The organism is Methylomonas sp. MK1 (assembly GCF_000365425.1).
Taxonomy (GTDB): Bacteria; Pseudomonadota; Gammaproteobacteria; order Methylococcales; family Methylomonadaceae; genus Methylomonas.
In genome coordinates, this window is the sequence record NZ_AQOV01000001.1 from 1,850,697 (window position 1) to 1,868,933 (window position 18,237).

Genomic DNA, 18,237 nt, shown 5'->3' on the forward strand with positions numbered 1-18,237 from the left:
CGGCGTTATGGAAAATACGCCTTCGACTCTCATTGCTCGCATCCGCCAACGTCTGTTTGGCGTCGAGTCCGCGCCTGTCGGTTCGGTTGCGACAACGATGGATGAGGACGTGCCGCGTTATCCGCCGTTCATGAAGGGTCTGCCGGCTGCACCTGTGGAACGCATCCTGTCCAGTCAAACGGAGTTGATTGCGGCCATCGAACAGGCGCTGGCCATGCCGGATAGTCTGTATCAAACCATAGCTGCGCCGGTCATACGCCGTTATGCCGGCTTCAGCCACTTATTGCCGGCTTCGGAATCTCATCATCATCGTGGCGCCGGCGGCTTATTTCGGCACGGATTGGAAGTCGCCCATTGGGCGACCTTGGCATCCCAAGGCAGTTTATTTGCCACGTCAGCATCACCCAAGGAACGAAAAGCACAAGAATTACGCTGGCGTCTGGCGGTCTGTTTTGCCGGGCTGTTGCATGACATCGGCAAACCGGTCGCCGACATGGCTGTGGTCGATGCACAGGGGCAACATACCTGGAACCCTTGCGATGAAAACATCACCGACTGGGCTATGCGACATCAGATCGACCGATACTTTCTGCGCTGGCGGGATAACCGCCATAAACGCCATGAACAGTTTTCTGCCTTGGTGATCGAGCGCGTCCTGACCCGCGAAGCCCGCACATTCATTCTGGAGTCCGGCCCCGACATCATGCAGGCCATGCTGGAAACCATTAACGGTTTGGACCGCGGCTCCAAAGTTTACGCACTGGTGATAACCGCCGACTGCAAAAGCGTGGAACGGGATTTGAAGGCGCACTACCAAAACATCGACTCGGCCTTGGGCATGCCGGTGGAAAAGTACTTGTTCGACGCCATGCGCCGATTGGTCAAGTCCGGACAATGGACCGTCAACGAAAAAGGCGCTCGGCTATGGCGTTTTGAGGATGGCCTGCATATCGTCTGGCGTGCCGGTGCGCAAGACATCGTCACATTACTGGCCAAGGACAAAGTTCCCGGCATTCCGCGTGACGAAGACACCTTGGCGGACATTCTGATCGAACGCGGCTTGGCAATCCCTAAGTCCTGGCCGGATGGCCGGCAATACCGTTATTGGCAAATGCAGCCTGAAGGCTTGGACAATCCGCTGTACCTGTTGCGTTTGAAATCCGCGGAACTCATTTTTAGTGGCGAACATCCGCTCGTGGTCACAGCCCGCGAAGTCAACGAATCGGATGCGACCATCGTAAAAACCGAACCCGTTACCAATCCGGTACAACAAATCAGCAAACCGGCAAAAACCAAGAGTGTCGCGGCTCTGAAGCAATCCCAACGCACTGATAATCCTGCGTCAGTTTTGCCGGAATCAGCCTCATCAGAACCCGCGCTTTACCCAATCGCCCTACCCGACCCGCTGTTAACCGAATCAGCACCAGGCATTTCAAATTCCTTGCCATCAGATCCCGATCAAGGACTGTCGCAATCCAAATCAACCGATGACGCCTCTTCGTTGTGTCAGACAAAACAACCGAAAAACAAAACGCCAGCCAAAACGCCCATCACAGAAAAATCTGATTCAGCGGCAAAACCCGATCTCGCCACGACGGATACGAAAAGCATTTCTAATCCGGTCGACAGCGCCAAGTGCTGGTTCGAAAGCCACGCCGATGCCGGCCAATGGCTAATGGACATCGCCAGCATGCTCAATCAAGGCCAATGGCAGTTAGGCAGCGATCTATTGGAAGTCCAGGATAAATATTTGCTCCCGTTTCCGGCGACGGCTGAAAAACTCGCCATCGATCCACCTCAGTTCATCAAAATCCTGGAGGACAAAGGTTGGCTGGTGACCGACGTCCTGTCGCCGATGCGCAAGGTACAAACCATCCAATCGGTTCGCGGCGTCCTGCTGGCATTGGAACCGAGTTTGGCTTTGAAGGCATTATTGAAATTCCAAGCCAAAGCCACGCTTACAGCGTCATCTCCGCAATCTCCTAGTAGCAATACTGACAAGACCGGAGATCAACTTAAGGCTTCTCAGTCTCAAGACGCGACGCCTCTGGAGACTAAGCCTGTCCAGCCCAAATCAAAAGCGATCGGCAAGCAAAAATCAATCAGCGGCAAGGCGTCAGACAGTTCGGTCAATTCCGAACCTGATAAGGCAAGCGCTCCCCTAACAACCCCACCGGCAAAACCCGGAACAATCGACTTGCTGATAACACATGTGCGGCAACAAAACATTCCGCCCAATGAATCATCGCCAGACGGTCACTGGCACACAGTGTCCAATACCGCGCTGGAACAATTTCTAACGCAACATCCTACGATCAAGCGCACTCGCCTGATGCTGGATATTGCCAACCATCCAGATTGCCGCTCGGTGAGTGCCACAGAAGGCATCCAGGTTCGGTTACACCCATGAAATCCGATTACGACTACCAGTTTCCCTGGCGGCCAATATTCGAGGTGTATGCCATATCGGGCTGGCTAGGCGGTGCCGGATTGGCGCATTTCACCAGTCGCTGGTCGGGCTTGCCGAGTGAACCCTTCGATTGGCTGATGACGGCATGTGGAGTCATGGCGTGTTGGCGATTGTCGCCGGCATTGAGTCTCTGGTACCGCAAACGCCGGTTGCGTCAGTTTCGGTTCCAATACCTGGATGCCGAAAAGCTTGTAACCCTGGTGAAGCATCATCCCGAGGCCTTGTGGTTTGGCTGGGGATTCGATTGGGTGCAAAAGCATGCGCAATTGGCCTATGAGATTTTGAAACGGGATGTTTCTACACTGATTCCCAGCGATCATCAACGCATGGGCTCGGCCTGGATACACGGCCTGGAAGTCTCCGAAAACGACATTCGTCAGCCTTTGCAACATACCGCCGGCCATACGCTGCTGGTCGGTACCACTGGTGCCGGCAAAACCCGCGCTTTTGACGTGTTGGTGACGCAAGCTGTGTTGCGGGGCGAAGCGGTGATCATCATCGATCCTAAAGGTGACAAGGATTTGATGGCCTGCGCCAAACGGGCTTGCGCTTTGGCAAAGAGGCCGGATCGATTCGTGTATTTCCACCCGGCGTTTCCCGAAGACAGCGTGCGACTCGACCCCTTGCACAATTTCAACCGGCCTTCGGAAATCGCCAGCCGCATCAGCGCCATTTCGCCCAGCGAAAGCAGTAACGATCCGTTCAAGGCATTCGGCCAAAAGTCGCTGGATAACGTGATTCAGGGCTTGATGGTGATCGAGGAACGGCCAACGCTGGTCAAATTACGCCGTTACCTGGAAGGCGGACCATCGACGCTGGTGATTCAGGCCTTGGAACGCTATTTCGACAACAACCTGGGCCACTGGCGGCAAGAGGCGCGGCCTTACCTGAAAAACGCCAAGGACATTGATTCCAAGGCGGTGGGTCTGGTGCGATTTTACCGGGAGGTCGTGCAGTATCAATTACCGAATTTGGATTTGGAAGGCCTGTTGTCTTTGTTCGAGCATGACCGAGCCCACTTCAGCAAGATGGTCGCCTCGCTGATTCCGATCATGAACATGCTGACCTCGGGTTCCTTGGGGCCTTTGCTGTCACCGAATCCGCATGACGTGGATGACTTGCGTCCCATCACCAATACCGGCCACATCATTGAAAAAGCCCAGGTCGCTTACATTGGCCTGGACTCCTTATCGGATGGCATGGTGGGCAGTGCCATTGGCTCGATTCTATTGGCCGACTTAGCCGCCGTCGCTGGCGATCGCTACAACTACGGTGTCTCGGACCGACCGGTGAATGTGTTTGTCGATGAGGCCGCTGAAGTCATCAACGATCCTTTCATTCAGGTATTGAACAAAGGCCGGGGCGCCAAGATTCGTCTGTTCATCGCCACCCAGACCTTTGCCGATTTTGCGGCCCGCACGGGTTCTCAGGACAAAGCCCGCCAAGTACTGGGCAACGTCAACAACCTGATCGCGCTGAGGATCATGGACAGCGAGACCCAACAGTACATCACCGACAATCTGCCGAAAACCCGTTTGAAGTACATCATGCGCACCCAGGGCGTGGCCACCAGTGCGACCAATCCCACGGTGTTTTCCGGCAATATCGGCGAGCGCTTGATGGAAGAAGAAGGCGATTTGTTTGCACCGCAGCTACTCGGACAACTGCCGGACTTGCATTACATCGCCAAGTTATCCGGCGGCCGGATCGTCAAAGGTCGCTTGCCGATACTGCGATTAGCACAAGATTGCCAAGTCGCCGGCTCATGACGCGCAATTTGTTGTTCAGTCTGATGCTTTGGTTACTGGAAGTGATACTGGTGGCCAGTTTTGTGTCTGATCGGTGGACGCGCGAACTGCAGCGCGCCGAAGATCAAATGATGATCGGCTATTTTGGCGCCGATAAAGAATCACAGATCAGCAAAACTGCAAAACGCTGGTTTGATCGCTTGTTCGTCACCACCGGCATCCGAGAAAGCGTGTTTCGTTATTTCATCCCGACCGAGCGCGAACGGCAGATGTCCAAAGGCTTTGAGGATGTTGGGCGCAACGATGTGTTTCCCTTCATCGAAAGCCGGCTCAACGTGCTGTGGGACACGATTTTTCAAATGATCAAGCGCCTGACCACCGCCTGCATCTGGTTGCCGTACCTGGCAGCCGCCTTGCTGCCGTTTGTCGTCGACGGACTGGTGCGGCGCAAAATCAGCCAGACCAACTTTGATTACCCCAGCCCCATGGCGCATCGCTACAGCCTCTACCTGATTTTGGGCGCACTGTATCTGCTGCTGGTCAGTTTGACCTTACCGTTTCCGATTCCGCCGCAATCCGTCCCGGTAGGCGTCTTTGTCGTCGCCTACGCAGTCAACGTGCTGTTGGCCAATACGCAAAAGCGGGTTTAGCCATGCCAAACTGACATTCAAAACCGCTTCATCTAAGCCCCGTGACAAGCTCTCAAAGCGCAATTGTTAAAACGGACTCGAATGCTGTTATCAGTTATTATCTACACAACTTTTCAACATGTGACCAAGAAGGTGCAACGTCTAATACAGGCATCAACTTCCCGGCATCCAGTAGAAAACTAATGATGCACAAATTTAGTCTGGCAGTGCAATTTCCCAGGGAGTTTTAATCCGAGAAGACAAGACAGGGAACCTTACAATTAAAGGCAAACCCACAAAAAACAATTAAAAATCTGTTAAGGAACCTCTGATTAATACTCCGCGAGCAATATAATTCAGCAATAGCATTGTTTTCGAGATGACGCGCATGGAACAGTATCAACAGCTCAGTTTTGCCGATGTGGAATACGCCAATAAAGGCAAACTCACACGGTGGGAAAAGTTTCTGAACCAACTCGAAGAACTTCTGCCGTGGTCGGTCATGCGAGCGGTGATTGAGCCGTATTATGCATCCGGCAAAGGGTGCGGCCGCAAGCCGTTTGCCTTGAATGCCATGCTGCATGTGCACGTAGCGCAGATTGTCTACAACTACTCCGATCCCAGCATGGAAGACGCGCTGTACGAGATTGAGTCGCTGCGGCGTTTTTGCAGTATCCGCCTGGAGGCGGTGCCCGACGAGAGCACGATTTTGCAGTTTCGGCATTTGCTGGAGCAGCACAGTTTGACCGAGCAAATCTTCCAAGCCATCAACCAATCGCTGAGTGAACGCGGGCTATTTTTAAAAGCCGGCACCATCGTCGATGCCAGCCTGATTGCCGCGCCGACCTCGACCAAAAACCAAAGCCAGTCACGTGACCCGGAAATGCATGCCAGCAAGAAAGGCAATCAATGGTTTTTCGGCAGCAAATTTCACATCGGCGTCTACCATAAAACCGGCTTGGTGCATACGCTCAAAGTCACGGCCGGGAACGTGAGCGACGTGGCTGAAGCCGGCAATTTGCTGCACGGTGAAGAGCAATTCGTGCACGGTGACGCCGGCTATCAAGGCTTGGACCAACGTCCCGTGATGCCGACCGAAAATCCACCCGCGTGCGTTATTGCGATGCGTCCAGGCAAGCTGACCAAGTTGACCCAAGACGAGAGCGCAGAGGCCAAAATACTGCGTGAAGCCGCCAGAGAACTGGCAAGCCGCCGAGCCAAGGTCGAACACGTGTTTCGGGATATTAAAATCCGCTTTGGTTATGCCAAGAATCGCTATCGCGGTTTAGCCAAAAACGCCGCCCGATTAACCTTTCTGACCGCAATCGCTAATGTGCTTCGCGGTGATGCGTATGAGCGTCGATGCCTCATTGCGTCTTAAATTTGAAAATAGACCCAGAAAAGGGCTTGTTTTCGAAAGCAACCGGCTGTTTTGATAAAAAAACGGTCGATTATTGTAATCTTTGACCAATCTTAGAAATTACTGTTGCTCAAAACAGCAGTTTTTCAGAGGTTCCTTAACGCCCCGCTGATTCAATTAAGGTTTCAATTTTATTCACTATTTGTGAAATACCCGCAGGTTGATTATCAATAACTGAAACGCACTTCTTATATTCACGTAGTTGCACACAAACCTTTTTACTATCTGTAGCAGCAAGCTCTTTATTGACAATAGTAGTTACAATTCCATTATCCTTGAGTACTGCCTTTTTTTTAATATGAAAAGTATCAGGAATCTCAAAAAAATGCACCGAATAGAAGTCATTTAGCAGTTCAATCAAAGTATCGGTTGAAATTTTTAATGGTTGATTTTCATTGTTTTTAGCTAAAAAACTGTTTCCATTTCCCTTTAATGAGACATGATAGATATCTGCATTTCCACTAGTAGATTGACTAGAAACTGTTATTAAAATTTTCTTGACTGGAAACTGCGCCGGCAATATCGACGAATAAGGCTTAGCCAGAACATTATTACTAGCAAAAACGCCTAACAAAATTGAGAAAATCAATAAATTAACTTTCATAACATTATCCTCTGTTTTTTAAAAATTCGGCTAGGCAATAATTTTTCAAACAAAATCCTCAGGATTTGCTGAATCCCGAGTTTGAAGCAGTTTTTTAAACTACCGAACCGCTTGTATTAAAGTATCAAAAAGACTTTTAGCAATCGAAACCACATGAGCTGCAGCCTGGTAGGAATGCTGATACTTAATGAGGTCTGCAGCCTCTTCGTCTAAATTCACGCCTGACGCACTTTCTCGAGCGCCTTTCGCTCTCTGAAACAAGACATGTTGAGCATCGCGGTTTAATTGGGCCGAATGCGTTGTTGTACCAATATCCGCAACCAATTGACCGTATAGCTGAGTAAAAGTCGCCTTGCCATTTTGCATGATTGACTGTGTCTCAAGCTTTGCTAATTTCAGAGCATTTCTATTATCCCCTGAAAACCCCGCCATATCAGCCGCTGCGACTTGTTTCGGACTGGTAATGGCATTATTGATACGAAGTGTGCGGGCTGCATCGATAGCTGGGTCGATCTTAAAACTATCCCCAGCATTTAACACGCCACTTGGAAAGCTAATACTAAATCCGGCAGCTGCGGTCGCATTTGCCAATGTGATGTTATTCAAATCATTGATCGAAGTGCCATCGAATAGATTGGTCAAATTGTATGTGACGTCGGGAACCGTGGCAGATACATCTAAACGATAGGATGCAATATTTGCCGCTGACGGCGGGGCTGAAAAACTCGCTGTAACCGTCAGGTTTGAATCCTTCGCAACACTTTTGACGCCTATGCTAGGTGAGCCCAAATCAAACAGCGCTAGCCCAGGGTTACCGTTCAGGTCGAAACCGCTCTGATGAATAGCATTAAATTCGATAGCTATTCCCATCGCCAGAGAACCTAATTGCTGTTGAGCAACATCCAGTACCTGATCGCGAAAATGCAGATTGCCATAGAGCTCACCACTGGTTATTTGCGGTGATATATCTTGCCCGTTAAGCAAAATTGATTTGTGTGTAGTATCCGTTTTAGACGATTGCACCGAAAGACTGGAAGCATAACCACCCAATACCAGTGGTTGGCCTTGACCAATAAAAACACTGACGGCTCCATCCGCCTGATTAATGACCGATACATCGACTTTCTGGGCAATATTGCTTAATAGCCAATCGCGTTGATCCAACAATTCATTCGGCATTTGCTTGCCGGCTGAACGCCCCATATCGCTCACAATTTTGTCATTCAACTTGGCAAGAGCATTGGCAAAGTTGTTTAGATCACCCACGATAGTATCGAGTTGACTATTGACCTGTTTACCCATTTCATTAAAACGGGAACCCAAATTGTTAAATTGTTTCGCCATGGAATCGGCTTCAGCCAACATCACTTGTCTGGCAGGCACTGAGCTAGGATCATTTGCAACGTTGTTAACCGCGTTGAAGAACGATTTGATAACAGGCGATAATCCTGTGGCTTCATTAGCCAATAAATTGTCGACTTGCGAACTCAATTTCTGATAAGTATCTGCAGCTGCAAAAGCAGAGGTGCTGAAACGTAACTGATCGGTTAAAAACTGATCGTAGCTACGAACGATATTGACGGCATCAACCCCGCTACCTATATATCCAGAACCGGTGTATTGTTCCGATCGAGTCGCTAACTCTACTCGCTGGCGGCTATATCCTTCCGTGTTGACATTGCTGATGTTATTGCTGGTTGTTTCAAGCGCCCGTCGAGAGGCTGCCAGTCCCGATAATGCCGAGTTCATAATATCCATAGTCATTACGATCTTCCGCTAATAGAGGTAGTTATCAACAGGCGGCAAACCTTTGCCGCCGAAAATGCCCACAAGGGTAAATTTCTTGCTCAAATAAGCATCTTCCCCAATAATCAAATCTTTCATTAGCTTGGAAAGCAAAAATTGCACCTAACGTTATTGGGTTGCCCCAGAGTCGACAGTGTTTGTCAGCAAACCGGCTACTTTCAGAATGTCCAGTTCAGCCTCAATTTCCGCCTGCATCAAATCCAAATGTGTCAATTCAGTTTCGGTCCTAGAACGTGAGGCATCGAGAAGTTCCAGCAAACTACCTTTACCAAGTTGATAGCTAGCTTCCCCCATCTCTTTAAGATCAACCAGTTTTCCCATCACCTCCTGTTCAAATTTGATGCGTGTAGCTCGGCGTTTGCTCAATTGATCCACTGCACGTTCCAAGGCGCTACGAGTTCTGGCATTCGCCAGGCCTCGCGCTAGGATAGCCGCTTGTTTTTCGGCATTCGCGCGAGCCACGCCACCTTGGCCTCTATCGAAAATCGGCAGATCGACGGATACGCCGGCAAAACTGGTGTTGCCGTAGGGTTTGTCGGTGAAAACCGAACCGACTTGCAGCGACGGAATTGGCCAACGTTCTCGCTCGGCACGTTCCAGCCCCGCATCTGCCGCTATTTCGCCTCGCCTTGCTGCCTCAAGCTCGGGATTCAGACTGATGGCATCCATCCACAATTTTTCAATATCGGTCGGTACATTGAGGTAATCCAATTTACCCGCCGCTTGTGGTTTCCAGCCGGATAAGCCCAGCAAAATGCCTAAGTCGCCAGCGGTTGACGAGAGATCATTGCTGACTGTTTCGAGCCGGGTTTGCACTGCCTTGGTTTCGATTTCGATGCGCAGTAGATCGTAGCGACTGGCATTGCCGGCCCGAGCGCGTCCCAACACGATGTTGGCCAGATGTCCCATATATTGAGTGGTTTCATCTAGCACCGCGATTCGTTGTTTATCCGCCAATTGTTTGACGAACAAGCTCCATTCTTGATGAATCAAATCGGCAACCTCGGCGTCAATGTCAGCGGCAGTCACTTCACGACTCTTTTCCGCAGCATCGACGCGGGCACCACGCTGCCCCGCTATCAAAACCGGCACCTCCAAGGTGACTTGTTGCTGAATATTGCCGTCGTACATGGTGTTCTGTTGCGTCAACAAGTCGTATCGGCCGTAGCTGATTCTGGGATTGGGCAAGACTCCAGCCGCCACCACTTCGGCATTGGCGGATTCGATACGTTGCCTCAAGGTGGCAAAGCGGGGGCTTTTTTCCCGAGTAATCTCCATTAACTGCTGGATAGTGACTGTCTCAGGAAGCAACGTCGAATCCTCGGCAAGCACGATTGAAGAACTCGAAACACCACTCACAAAGCAAAAATAGATTATTGGTAGGACAAGGTGATTTTTCCAAGCTGTGTTTTTCATACCGTTTCCTCCGTGAGTTCGTCCGCTTCTTCCGGAGTAATCAGCCGTTCGGGGGTGATGTAAGAATAAATGACCGGCAACACCAGCATCGCGATCAAAAACGTAGTGAACATGCCGCCGACAATGACCACGGCAAAAGGTTGTTGGGTTTCGCTGCCAATGCCTGTCGAGACAGCCATCGGCAACAAGCCCAGTAACGCCAGCATCGAGGCCATGAGTACCGGCCGCAAGCGGTCGGTGGCACCGTTCAGAATCGCATCCATGACAGACATTCCCTGATGCCTACGTTCTTCGGTCGCGCTGAGCACCAGCAGTCCCATCAAGGATACTTGCCCCAATAGGGCGATAAAGCCAATGGCCGCGCTGACCGATAAGGGAATGCCGGACAGCAGCAACACGAATAGACCGCCCGTCATCGCAAACGGTGCGCACAATAAAATCGCCAGCGCACTACGCGCCGACTGCAAGGCGCCGTACAACAAACCCAGTACGATCAATACCGCGATGGGCACCACCACGCCGAGCCGGGCCATTGCCCGTTGCTGGTTCTCGAACTCGCCGCCCCACACTAAAAAATGGCCATCGGGCAGTTCGATTTTGCCTTCCACCGCGTCCATCGCATCATGCACTACGGAACCCAGGTCGCGATCCTCCACATTAAATTTAAGCGCCAGAAAACGGCGGTTGGCTTCGCGTTCAATCGAGGTTCTGCCGCGTTCGGTCGGCAGCGTAGCCACTTCTCGCAAGGGGATACGCGCTCCGGCCGGGGTCGGCAGCATTAGATTGGCAATTTGTTCAGTATCGCTGTGCTCGATACTCGGCAGGGTGACCCGCAACGGTACCGGCCGTTCATCCTGCCAGAGTTCGGTAACCACCTTGCCGGCCAGGCCAGTTTCGATGGTATCCTGGGCAGCATCGACGGTGATGCCTTGCCGTGCCAGCGCGGCACGATTCAGTTTGATTTGTAATTGTGGGACGATGGATTCACGGTACAAATCCAGGTCGATGACGCCGGGAATGTCTTTCAGCTTGACTTTTGCCTGCTCCAGAACCGCGCGCATTTTTTCCAGATCGGTGCCATAGATTTTCAATACCACCTTGCCGCGCACCCCGCTAACCGCTTCCTCGACATTGTCCTTGATGGGCTGGGAGAAATTGAACCGCACGCCGGGAATGGCTGCCAAAGACTCACGCATGGCTTCCACCAGTTTCTCTTTTTGCCAACCGGGTCGCCACTGCTCATGCGGTTTAAGATGCACAAAGGTTTCGCTCATGTTGACACCTTCGTTGTCGGTACCATCCTCCGAACGCCCTTGTTGACTGAGAATACCCTTGACCTCAGGGAATGCCAACAAGCGCTGACGCATATCCAGTAGTACATCTTGGCCTTTGCCCAGCGCAATGCTGGCCGGCATTTCCACGAACACATGCACGTCGCCTTCGTCCAGTTCCGGCAAAAACTCCGTGCCCAAACCTTTTGCGGCGAGAGCGCCGGCAAGCAATAATCCGCCGGCAGCCGCCAAGGTGGCGGACCGTCTCGCGAGCGCCACGCCCAAAATGCGTCGGTAAAGTTCTCGCAGACGCAGCAAAAATCGCGGCTCTTCTATCATCGCGTGCTTGGGTTCAATCAGTGCGGCACACAGCGCCGGCACTAAAGTCAACGCGAAAACCAAGCCGCCGACCAAGGCAAAACTGTAGGTCAAGGCCAATGGGCGGAAAATGCGGCCCTCAACTTGTTCCAGCGTGAACACTGGAATTAGCGCGGCAATGATGATCAGCATCGCATAAAAAGTCGGCTTGGCAACGTCGAAAGCGGCATTGACGATCAGGTGCACCATGTCCCGATGATTTTGGGGGCGTTGGTGGTTGGCTTGGTGAATGACATTTTCCACCAGTACTACGGCACCGTCCAGGATGATGCCGAAGTCGATGGCACCCATCGAGATCAGATTGGCCGGCAGGCCCAATTGGTAGAGTCCAAAAAACGCCACCAGCAGCGACAGCGGTATCACACAGGCCACAATTAGCGAACCGCGGATACTGCGTAGAAACAACCATACCACGCCGACCACCAGCAAAAAGCCGTGCAGCAGATTGTCGTAAACGGTATGCAAGGTTTTATCGACCAGTTCGGTACGATCCAGGAACGGCACCAACTTCATCCCCGCCGGCAGGATACGGCTATTCAGTTCCTCGACTTTTTCATGCACCGCTGCCAGCACGCGAGAAGGATTTTCGCCACGGCGCAATAGCACAATCCCTTCCACGACTTCTTTCTGGTCATCCATGCCAACGGCACCCTGGCGTGGCGTATAAGCCTGCACCAAGCGGGCCACATCGCCAACGGTGACCGGCGTTCCGCCTTCGCTTTTCAGCACAATCTGCTTGATGTCCTCGGCGGAACCCAGGTAACCGACACCGCGAATCACCATTTGCTGATCGCCGTGGCGCAGGAAACCGGCGCCGACGTTGCGGTTGGCGCTGGCGATGGCTTGGTTGACTTCATCCAGAGTTAAACCGAAAGAATCCAGCCGAACCGGGTCGATCTCGATGTAAATTTCCTTGTAATAGCCGCCGAAGGTCAGCACGTCGGCCACGCCCTGCACCTGGCGCATCACCCTCGATACAGTCCATTCCATTTCGGAACGCAGTTCATATAAGGAATGGCGATCGCTGACCACAACAAACTTATAAATCTCCCCCAACGGGGTGTAATCTGGCGCCAACACCGGTTTTATCGTTTCCGGCAGCTCGGCCCCGGTCATGCGTTCGGTAATCAGGGTGCGGGAGTGAAAGCTATCGACATTGTCGTTAAAGGTAATGGTGACTAGCGATAAACCGAACAAGCTTTGACTACGCATTTTCAACATACCCGGCGTACCGTTCAGCACCCGTTCGAGCGGCACGGTGACCTGACGTTCGACTTCTTCCGGCGCATAGCCTGGCATCAGGCTGATGACGGTAACCTGGGTGTTGGTGACATCGGGATAGGCTTCTATCGGCGTTTCCAGATAGGCATGAACGCCGAACAGGGCAATGACGCCAGTCAACACCATGGCAGCGACACGGCGATGGACGCAGTATTCGATCAACATTTTTAACATCGGACGCCGCCTATAGTAGTAGAGAGGCTTCGCCGTCCAGCAGCAAAGCGCCGCCGACCACAACCCGTTCGCCGCCGGACAGGCCTTTTAATACCGGCGTCATGCCGCTACGCGCCTGACCAACCTGCACAGAACGCGATTCGAACGTATTGGGAGCAGTTTCAACGTAAACCACGGTTTCCCGGCCATCCTTGATCAGGATGGCCGCCGTGGGCAGGATGATTCGATTGGGGGTGGAAGCTTCGATGGAAACCCTGGCGTACATGCCAGGCCGTAAGGGAATTTTCGGATCGTCGGCTTCGATAAATACCGATGCGCGCCGTAAATCGGTCTGAATCGCCGCGCTCTCGCCAACCACATGCCCTTGAATGGGTTCCGGCAACGAGGCCAGTTCGATGACGACTTTGGCGCCTTTTTCCACCAGCAGCAAATCTTTTTCGAACACATCCGCGATGATCCAGGCGGCGGAGGGCTCACCTAAATCGAATAACGGTGAACCAGGTTCCACAGCCGCTCCAGTCGAAACATGTGCTTTCAGAACCATGCTGTCCATCGGTGCCCGGATAATCACTTCACCGGCAGCACCATCACCTAATAAACGCAGGAAATCCAGACTACGTTCCAATTCCGTGCGGGCTTGCTTGAGTTGGGTTTCGGCTTCCACACGTTCGATTTCCAGGCCGACGCCGGTTCTCTGCATTTCCAGTTGCCGCCGGCGACGATCCTCGGCGCGACCGACTTCGGCGGCAGCCCGCGCATAGTCCGAACGCATTTGCGCCGCTTCGGCACTGGTCAGGGTCGCTAGCGGTGCACCGGCCTTGACTCTATCGCCAATCTGAACATAGACCTTGGTGACTCGACCGGCAACCACGGTGCCCGCCGTCGAGATTGCCTGCGAGCGAAAATCGACTCGGGCCGGCGCGGAAATCGTGCCCGCGAAAGCCTCCGGTTGGATTTCCTTAATCGTGACATAGGGCAACGAGTCCGGGCGTAGCGAAACGCTGTGTTTGGCGATGGTCGAAGCCGGTTCCTGGGATTTGGGTTGAGCCGAAGGCTCTGAGTCGTGCTGATCGCAAGCGGATGCCGACAGGAACCCGACAAGACATAACAAATGGATAAATCGCATGGCAAAGTTGCTGAAAGCTCTACAGGTTTTAAGGAGTACTCGGGTAGGATTGCCATCCTACCGATTCAACCTTTCATCTACCTTTCAGCTTTGCTGCAAAATCGCTGGCGTTGGATATCGTCAAGCCGTGCGGTCGACTTTAGAAGGTGAAGTATGAATTCATCCATTGCCGGACAAGTGTCAACTCAATATAATACCCTTAACTTATTATAATTAAGCCATCCTTTCCGTGCATTCTAAATTCGGTTTCCTCAGCTACGAAATCAGCCATATCATCCGCCAGCGTTTTAACAAGGCGGCAGAACCCATCGGCCTTACCCATGCCCAATGGCGGGCTTTGGTACATTTGTCTGAAAATCAAAATTGCCGGCAAATCGATCTGGCCGAGATACTAGAAATTAAACCGATTACCTTGGTCAAGCAGATCGATTTACTTGAAGAGTCCGGCATGGTTGTGCGTAACAAAGACACGGACGACCGGCGCGCCTATCGTTTATCTATTACCGACAAAGCCGTCGCGATCATTCAAGAACTCTGGAAAATCGCCGACGCCGTCGAAAGCGAGGTCCTGGCGACATTGAGCGAGGAGGAAAGACGCCTGATGACCGCCTTGCTGGATCGAGTCAAAAGCAGTATCGCGAGCTGCGGCAGCCCACCTTAACGTCTCCCTCATCGATCTTTTAACCCGCTCCTACCTTTGGCTATGCCCTGCATAGCCTTTTTTTTACTCGCTTAAACATGATTTTTTTATCGAAAAAACAAGATTGGCTAGGCAATATCCGCGGCGACCTATTGGCCGGTACTGTGGTGGCGCTGGCTCTGATTCCGGAAGCCATTGCCTTTTCCATCATTGCCGGCGTCGATCCCAAAGTGGGTTTGTATGCCTCGTTTTGTATTGCGGTGATGACCGCCTTCGTCGGCGGTCGACCCGGCATGATCTCGGCGGCCACCGGGGCGATGGCCTTGCTGATGGTAACCTTGGTCAAAGACCACGGCTTGCAGTATCTGTTAGCCGCCACTTTACTGACCGGTGTTCTTCAGATCATCGCCGGTTATCTGAAACTGGGCAGCCTGATGAGTTTTGTGTCGCGCTCGGTGGTGACCGGCTTCGTCAACGCGCTGGCGATCCTGATTTTCATGGCGCAATTGCCGGAATTGACTAACGTCTCCTGGCATGTGTACGCGATGACGGCGGGCGGACTGGCTATCATTTATCTGTTTCCCTATCTACCCGTGATCGGTAAATCGCTGCCATCGCCCTTGGTGTGCATCGTCAGCATGACCGCTGCCGCCATTTATTGGCAAATCGACATCCGCACCGTCGGCGACATGGGCCAACTGCCGGATACCTTGCCGGTATTCCTATGGCCGGACGTCCCGCTCACCCTGGAAACATTGAAAATCGTTCTGCCGTATTCGCTGCCATTGGCCGTGGTGGGCCTGCTGGAATCCTTGATGACCGCCACCATCGTCGATGAATTGACCGACACCAGCAGCGATAAAAACCGCGAATGTAGGGGCCAGGGTCTGGCCAACATCGGCGCCGGTTTGCTGGGCGGCATGGCCGGTTGCGCGATGATCGGCCAGTCGGTGATCAACGTCAAATCCGGCGGTCGCGGCCGCTTGTCTACTTTGGTGGCCGGCACGTTTTTATTAATCATGGTGGTTTTTCTGGATCAGTGGATTTCCAAAATTCCTATGGCGGCCCTGGTGGCGGTGATGATCATGGTTTCGATCGGCACCTTTAGCTGGCGCTCGATCATTAATCTCAAGCACCATCCGCTTTCGACCAACATCGTCATGCTTGCCACCGTGGTCGTGGTGGTGTGGACGCATAATCTGGCGCTCGGTGTATTGGTCGGCGTGTTACTGGCCTCATTATTTTTTGCCAACAAAATCAGCCATTTCATGTACGTGGAATCCGGATTGGCAGAAGGCGGCGGCAGACGAACCTACAAGGTCGTCGGTCAAGTGTTCTTCAATTCGGCGGACAAATTCGTCGCCAGCTTTGATTTCAAGGAGGCACTGGAGAACGTGGTGATCGACCTGACCCGTGCGCATTTTTGGGATCTCACTTCGGTCGGCGCGTTGGATAAAGTCGTGATCAAGTTTCGCCGCGAAGGCGCCGAGGTTAATGTTATCGGCATGAACACAGCCACCGCCACGATTGTGGACCGCTTCGGCGTTCACGATAAGCCCGAAGAAATCGAAAAAGTCCTGGGAGGCCATTGATGAATACGCTCCAAAACCTGGTACTGGCCGGCATCGACGGCTCGTCGTTAACCAACGCCGTCTGCGACTATGCGGCCTGGATCGCGCAAAAAGTCGATGCACCGCTGAAGCTGCTGCATACCATAGACCACCACCCGGAACATGCTCATTCGACCGACCTCACCGGCAACATCGGCGTCGACAGCCGCGACCATCTGCTGGACGAACTGACGCAATTGGAACAGCAACGCAGCAAATTGCGCTTGCAACAAGGCAAGCAACTGCTACAGGCTGCCCGTGAACGAGTGATGCAAAGCGGCGTGCCTGACCCGATTACCCATCAACGCCACGGCAGTCTGGTCGAATCGCTGATCGAGCTGGAAAACGCCATCCGGGTACTGGTGATCGGCGTGCGCGGCAAGGTGCACGAAAATCAGCCGGACAAAATCGGCGCCAAGCTGGAATCCATCATTCGCTCACTGCACAAACCGATTTTGGTGGTGAACGCCGAATTCAAGGCGCCCGAGCGCATCATGCTGGCCTACGACGGCAGCCCCGCCGCCGAAAAAGCGCTGGAGATGGTCGCCAACAGCCCTCTGTACAAAGGCTTGGCGTGCCATCTGGTGTGCGTCAGCCAGGATGAAGGCAAAGGCCAACTGCTGGACGTGGCCGCCAACAAACTGCAGTTGGCGGGCGACATTGAAGTGATTGCCAAAAAACTGGTCGGCAAACCCGAGCTGGTTTTAGCCGAGTATCAAGATCAAAAAGCGGTAGACATGACCGTGATGGGCGCCTTCGGCCATGCCCGGATTCACGACTGGTTGTTGGGGAGTTTTACGGTGAAGATGCTGACACAAAGCCGCAAGCCCTTGTTGTTGCTGCGTTGAGGCTGAAAAAGCGCTACATCATCGCAACATGCGGGCGCCCATGAATGGATGTTTCAAGTGCAATTGGCCCAATCGCTTCATGATGTCGAGTTCCCGCTCTGAAATCGGTTTGGGCAGGTAGTACACGATCTTTCACTTAATGGACTGTTCAATTTTTTGGGGCCATCTTTCTATGGCTGTTGAGACCCGTGTTTAACTGGTGGAGGTGGGGTATAACGGTGATCAAGTCTGTTATCAATTTTGACGGCCAAGCCTTCCACTGCCTTGATGGTAAGCTCACTGTTTGGGCCTTTCGATTCGGTGATAAATTTGTCCATCCATCGTCCATCGCTAACTTTGACCAAGTTTCCCATATTATAAGCAAACAAAAAACTGGGTTTGTGCAATCTTCCTACCACAACATAGTCGGCACCGAAATTTTTACCGAGTTGTGCAGCAACATCGGCATGATCAAATAGGTAGCCAACTCCGCTGTTGGCGGCATGTTGCGCTTGCAATGGAATATCAACGATGTGATAACCAGCCGAACGCAATTCACATTCTAGCAAGGGCTTAATAGAGGCGGTGCGTTTAATTTCTGCAGGAATGCCTGGTGCTAGCGTCATATCTTTCAATTCAAAATCGAGGATAGCGACACGAGTATCGGCTGCTGCTTTAAAGCTTAAGACACACAAAAGCAACGTTAAAAATCTCATTATTAGACCCATATCACTTCAGTATTGTACAGAGGCGCCCTGGTAGCTTTCGGCTAATTCAATTGAGGTTATTGATGCTACATCGGGCAGTGATTGCTCAACAGGCGCCGGATTATGCCGC

At 52.3% G+C, this 18,237-nt stretch carries 13 protein-coding genes; 7 read left to right on the forward strand and 6 right to left on the reverse strand.

What is annotated here, in order from left to right:
* Positions 1 to 7: 7 nt before the first annotated feature.
* From mobH to G006_RS0108750, 4 genes are all read left to right on the forward strand, one after another.
* On the forward strand, positions 8 to 2,410 hold the full coding sequence (mobH, locus tag G006_RS27030; RefSeq protein ID WP_020482805.1) for a MobH family relaxase: 2,403 nt from the start codon (positions 8 to 10) through the stop codon (positions 2,408 to 2,410).
* Positions 2,407 to 4,239 (forward strand): conjugative transfer system coupling protein TraD, encoded by a 1,833-nt coding sequence (traD, locus tag G006_RS0108740; RefSeq protein ID WP_020482806.1) that lies wholly within the window; start codon positions 2,407 to 2,409, stop codon positions 4,237 to 4,239. Before mobH ends, traD begins: the two co-directional genes overlap by 4 nt.
* Complete coding sequence (locus G006_RS0108745) at positions 4,236 to 4,868, forward strand: DUF4400 domain-containing protein (RefSeq protein ID WP_020482807.1); 633 nt, start codon at positions 4,236 to 4,238, stop codon at positions 4,866 to 4,868. Before traD ends, G006_RS0108745 begins: the two co-directional genes overlap by 4 nt.
* Before the next feature lie 367 nt (positions 4,869 to 5,235).
* Positions 5,236 to 6,228, forward strand: a complete 993-nt coding sequence (locus G006_RS0108750) for an IS5 family transposase (protein WP_020482808.1) — start codon at positions 5,236 to 5,238, stop codon at positions 6,226 to 6,228.
* 136 nt (positions 6,229 to 6,364) lie between these two features.
* On the opposite strand, the gene G006_RS0108755 is transcribed toward G006_RS0108750, so the two are convergent.
* The 5 genes from G006_RS0108755 to G006_RS0108780 form a co-directional block, all read right to left on the reverse strand.
* Positions 6,365 to 6,871, reverse strand: a complete 507-nt coding sequence (locus G006_RS0108755) for a hypothetical protein (protein ID WP_020482809.1) — start codon at positions 6,869 to 6,871, stop codon at positions 6,365 to 6,367.
* 99 nt (positions 6,872 to 6,970) lie between these two features.
* A complete protein-coding gene (gene flgK / locus G006_RS0108760) occupies positions 6,971 to 8,635 on the reverse strand; it encodes a flagellar hook-associated protein FlgK (protein ID WP_020482810.1) in 1,665 nt (554 codons plus the stop codon).
* A 150-nt stretch (positions 8,636 to 8,785) separates the two neighbouring features.
* Positions 8,786 to 9,988 (reverse strand): TolC family protein, encoded by a 1,203-nt coding sequence (locus G006_RS0108770; RefSeq protein WP_235048845.1) that lies wholly within the window; start codon positions 9,986 to 9,988, stop codon positions 8,786 to 8,788.
* A 101-nt stretch (positions 9,989 to 10,089) separates the two neighbouring features.
* Positions 10,090 to 13,197 (reverse strand): efflux RND transporter permease subunit, encoded by a 3,108-nt coding sequence (locus tag G006_RS0108775; protein ID WP_020482813.1) that lies wholly within the window; start codon positions 13,195 to 13,197, stop codon positions 10,090 to 10,092.
* Between the two features lie 10 nt (positions 13,198 to 13,207).
* Complete coding sequence (locus G006_RS0108780; RefSeq protein WP_020482814.1) at positions 13,208 to 14,323, reverse strand: efflux RND transporter periplasmic adaptor subunit; 1,116 nt, start codon at positions 14,321 to 14,323, stop codon at positions 13,208 to 13,210.
* Between the two features lie 229 nt (positions 14,324 to 14,552).
* On the opposite strand from G006_RS0108780, the gene G006_RS0108785 reads away from it, so the two are divergent.
* The 3 genes from G006_RS0108785 (at position 14,553) to G006_RS0108795 (ending at position 17,421) form a co-directional block, all read left to right on the forward strand.
* Positions 14,553 to 14,984, forward strand: coding sequence for a MarR family winged helix-turn-helix transcriptional regulator (locus tag G006_RS0108785; RefSeq protein WP_020482815.1), 432 nt, complete (start codon positions 14,553 to 14,555; stop codon positions 14,982 to 14,984).
* A gap of 77 nt (positions 14,985 to 15,061) precedes the next feature.
* Positions 15,062 to 16,555, forward strand: coding sequence for a SulP family inorganic anion transporter (locus G006_RS0108790; protein WP_020482816.1), 1,494 nt, complete (start codon positions 15,062 to 15,064; stop codon positions 16,553 to 16,555).
* Complete coding sequence (locus tag G006_RS0108795) at positions 16,555 to 17,421, forward strand: universal stress protein (RefSeq protein ID WP_020482817.1); 867 nt, start codon at positions 16,555 to 16,557, stop codon at positions 17,419 to 17,421. The genes G006_RS0108790 and G006_RS0108795 overlap by 1 nt, the downstream gene beginning before the upstream one ends.
* Before the next feature lie 170 nt (positions 17,422 to 17,591).
* On the opposite strand, the gene G006_RS0108800 is transcribed toward G006_RS0108795, so the two are convergent.
* Entirely contained in the window at positions 17,592 to 18,116 is a 525-nt protein-coding gene (locus tag G006_RS0108800) for a DUF2380 domain-containing protein (RefSeq protein ID WP_020482818.1), read from the reverse strand.
* Positions 18,117 to 18,237: the final 121 nt, after the last annotated feature.

Excerpts from the sequence above, each read along its gene's own strand:
- G006_RS0108790 (WP_020482816.1), top strand. The coding sequence starts at position 15,062 with ATGATTTTTTTATCGAAAAAACAAGATTGGCTAGGCAATATCCGCGGC.
- G006_RS0108755 (WP_020482809.1), bottom strand. The coding sequence starts at position 6,871 with ATGAAAGTTAATTTATTGATTTTCTCAATTTTGTTAGGCGTTTTTGCT.
- traD (WP_020482806.1), top strand. The coding sequence starts at position 2,407 with ATGAAATCCGATTACGACTACCAGTTTCCCTGGCGGCCAATATTCGAG.
- G006_RS0108780 (WP_020482814.1), bottom strand. The coding sequence starts at position 14,323 with ATGCGATTTATCCATTTGTTATGTCTTGTCGGGTTCCTGTCGGCATCC.
- G006_RS0108795 (WP_020482817.1), top strand. The coding sequence starts at position 16,555 with ATGAATACGCTCCAAAACCTGGTACTGGCCGGCATCGACGGCTCGTCG.
- G006_RS0108800 (WP_020482818.1), bottom strand. The coding sequence starts at position 18,116 with ATGAGATTTTTAACGTTGCTTTTGTGTGTCTTAAGCTTTAAAGCAGCA.
- mobH (WP_020482805.1), top strand. The coding sequence starts at position 8 with ATGGAAAATACGCCTTCGACTCTCATTGCTCGCATCCGCCAACGTCTG.
- G006_RS0108750 (WP_020482808.1), top strand. The coding sequence starts at position 5,236 with ATGGAACAGTATCAACAGCTCAGTTTTGCCGATGTGGAATACGCCAAT.
- G006_RS0108775 (WP_020482813.1), bottom strand. The coding sequence starts at position 13,197 with ATGTTAAAAATGTTGATCGAATACTGCGTCCATCGCCGTGTCGCTGCC.
- G006_RS0108745 (WP_020482807.1), top strand. The coding sequence starts at position 4,236 with ATGACGCGCAATTTGTTGTTCAGTCTGATGCTTTGGTTACTGGAAGTG.
- flgK (WP_020482810.1), bottom strand. The coding sequence starts at position 8,635 with ATGACTATGGATATTATGAACTCGGCATTATCGGGACTGGCAGCCTCT.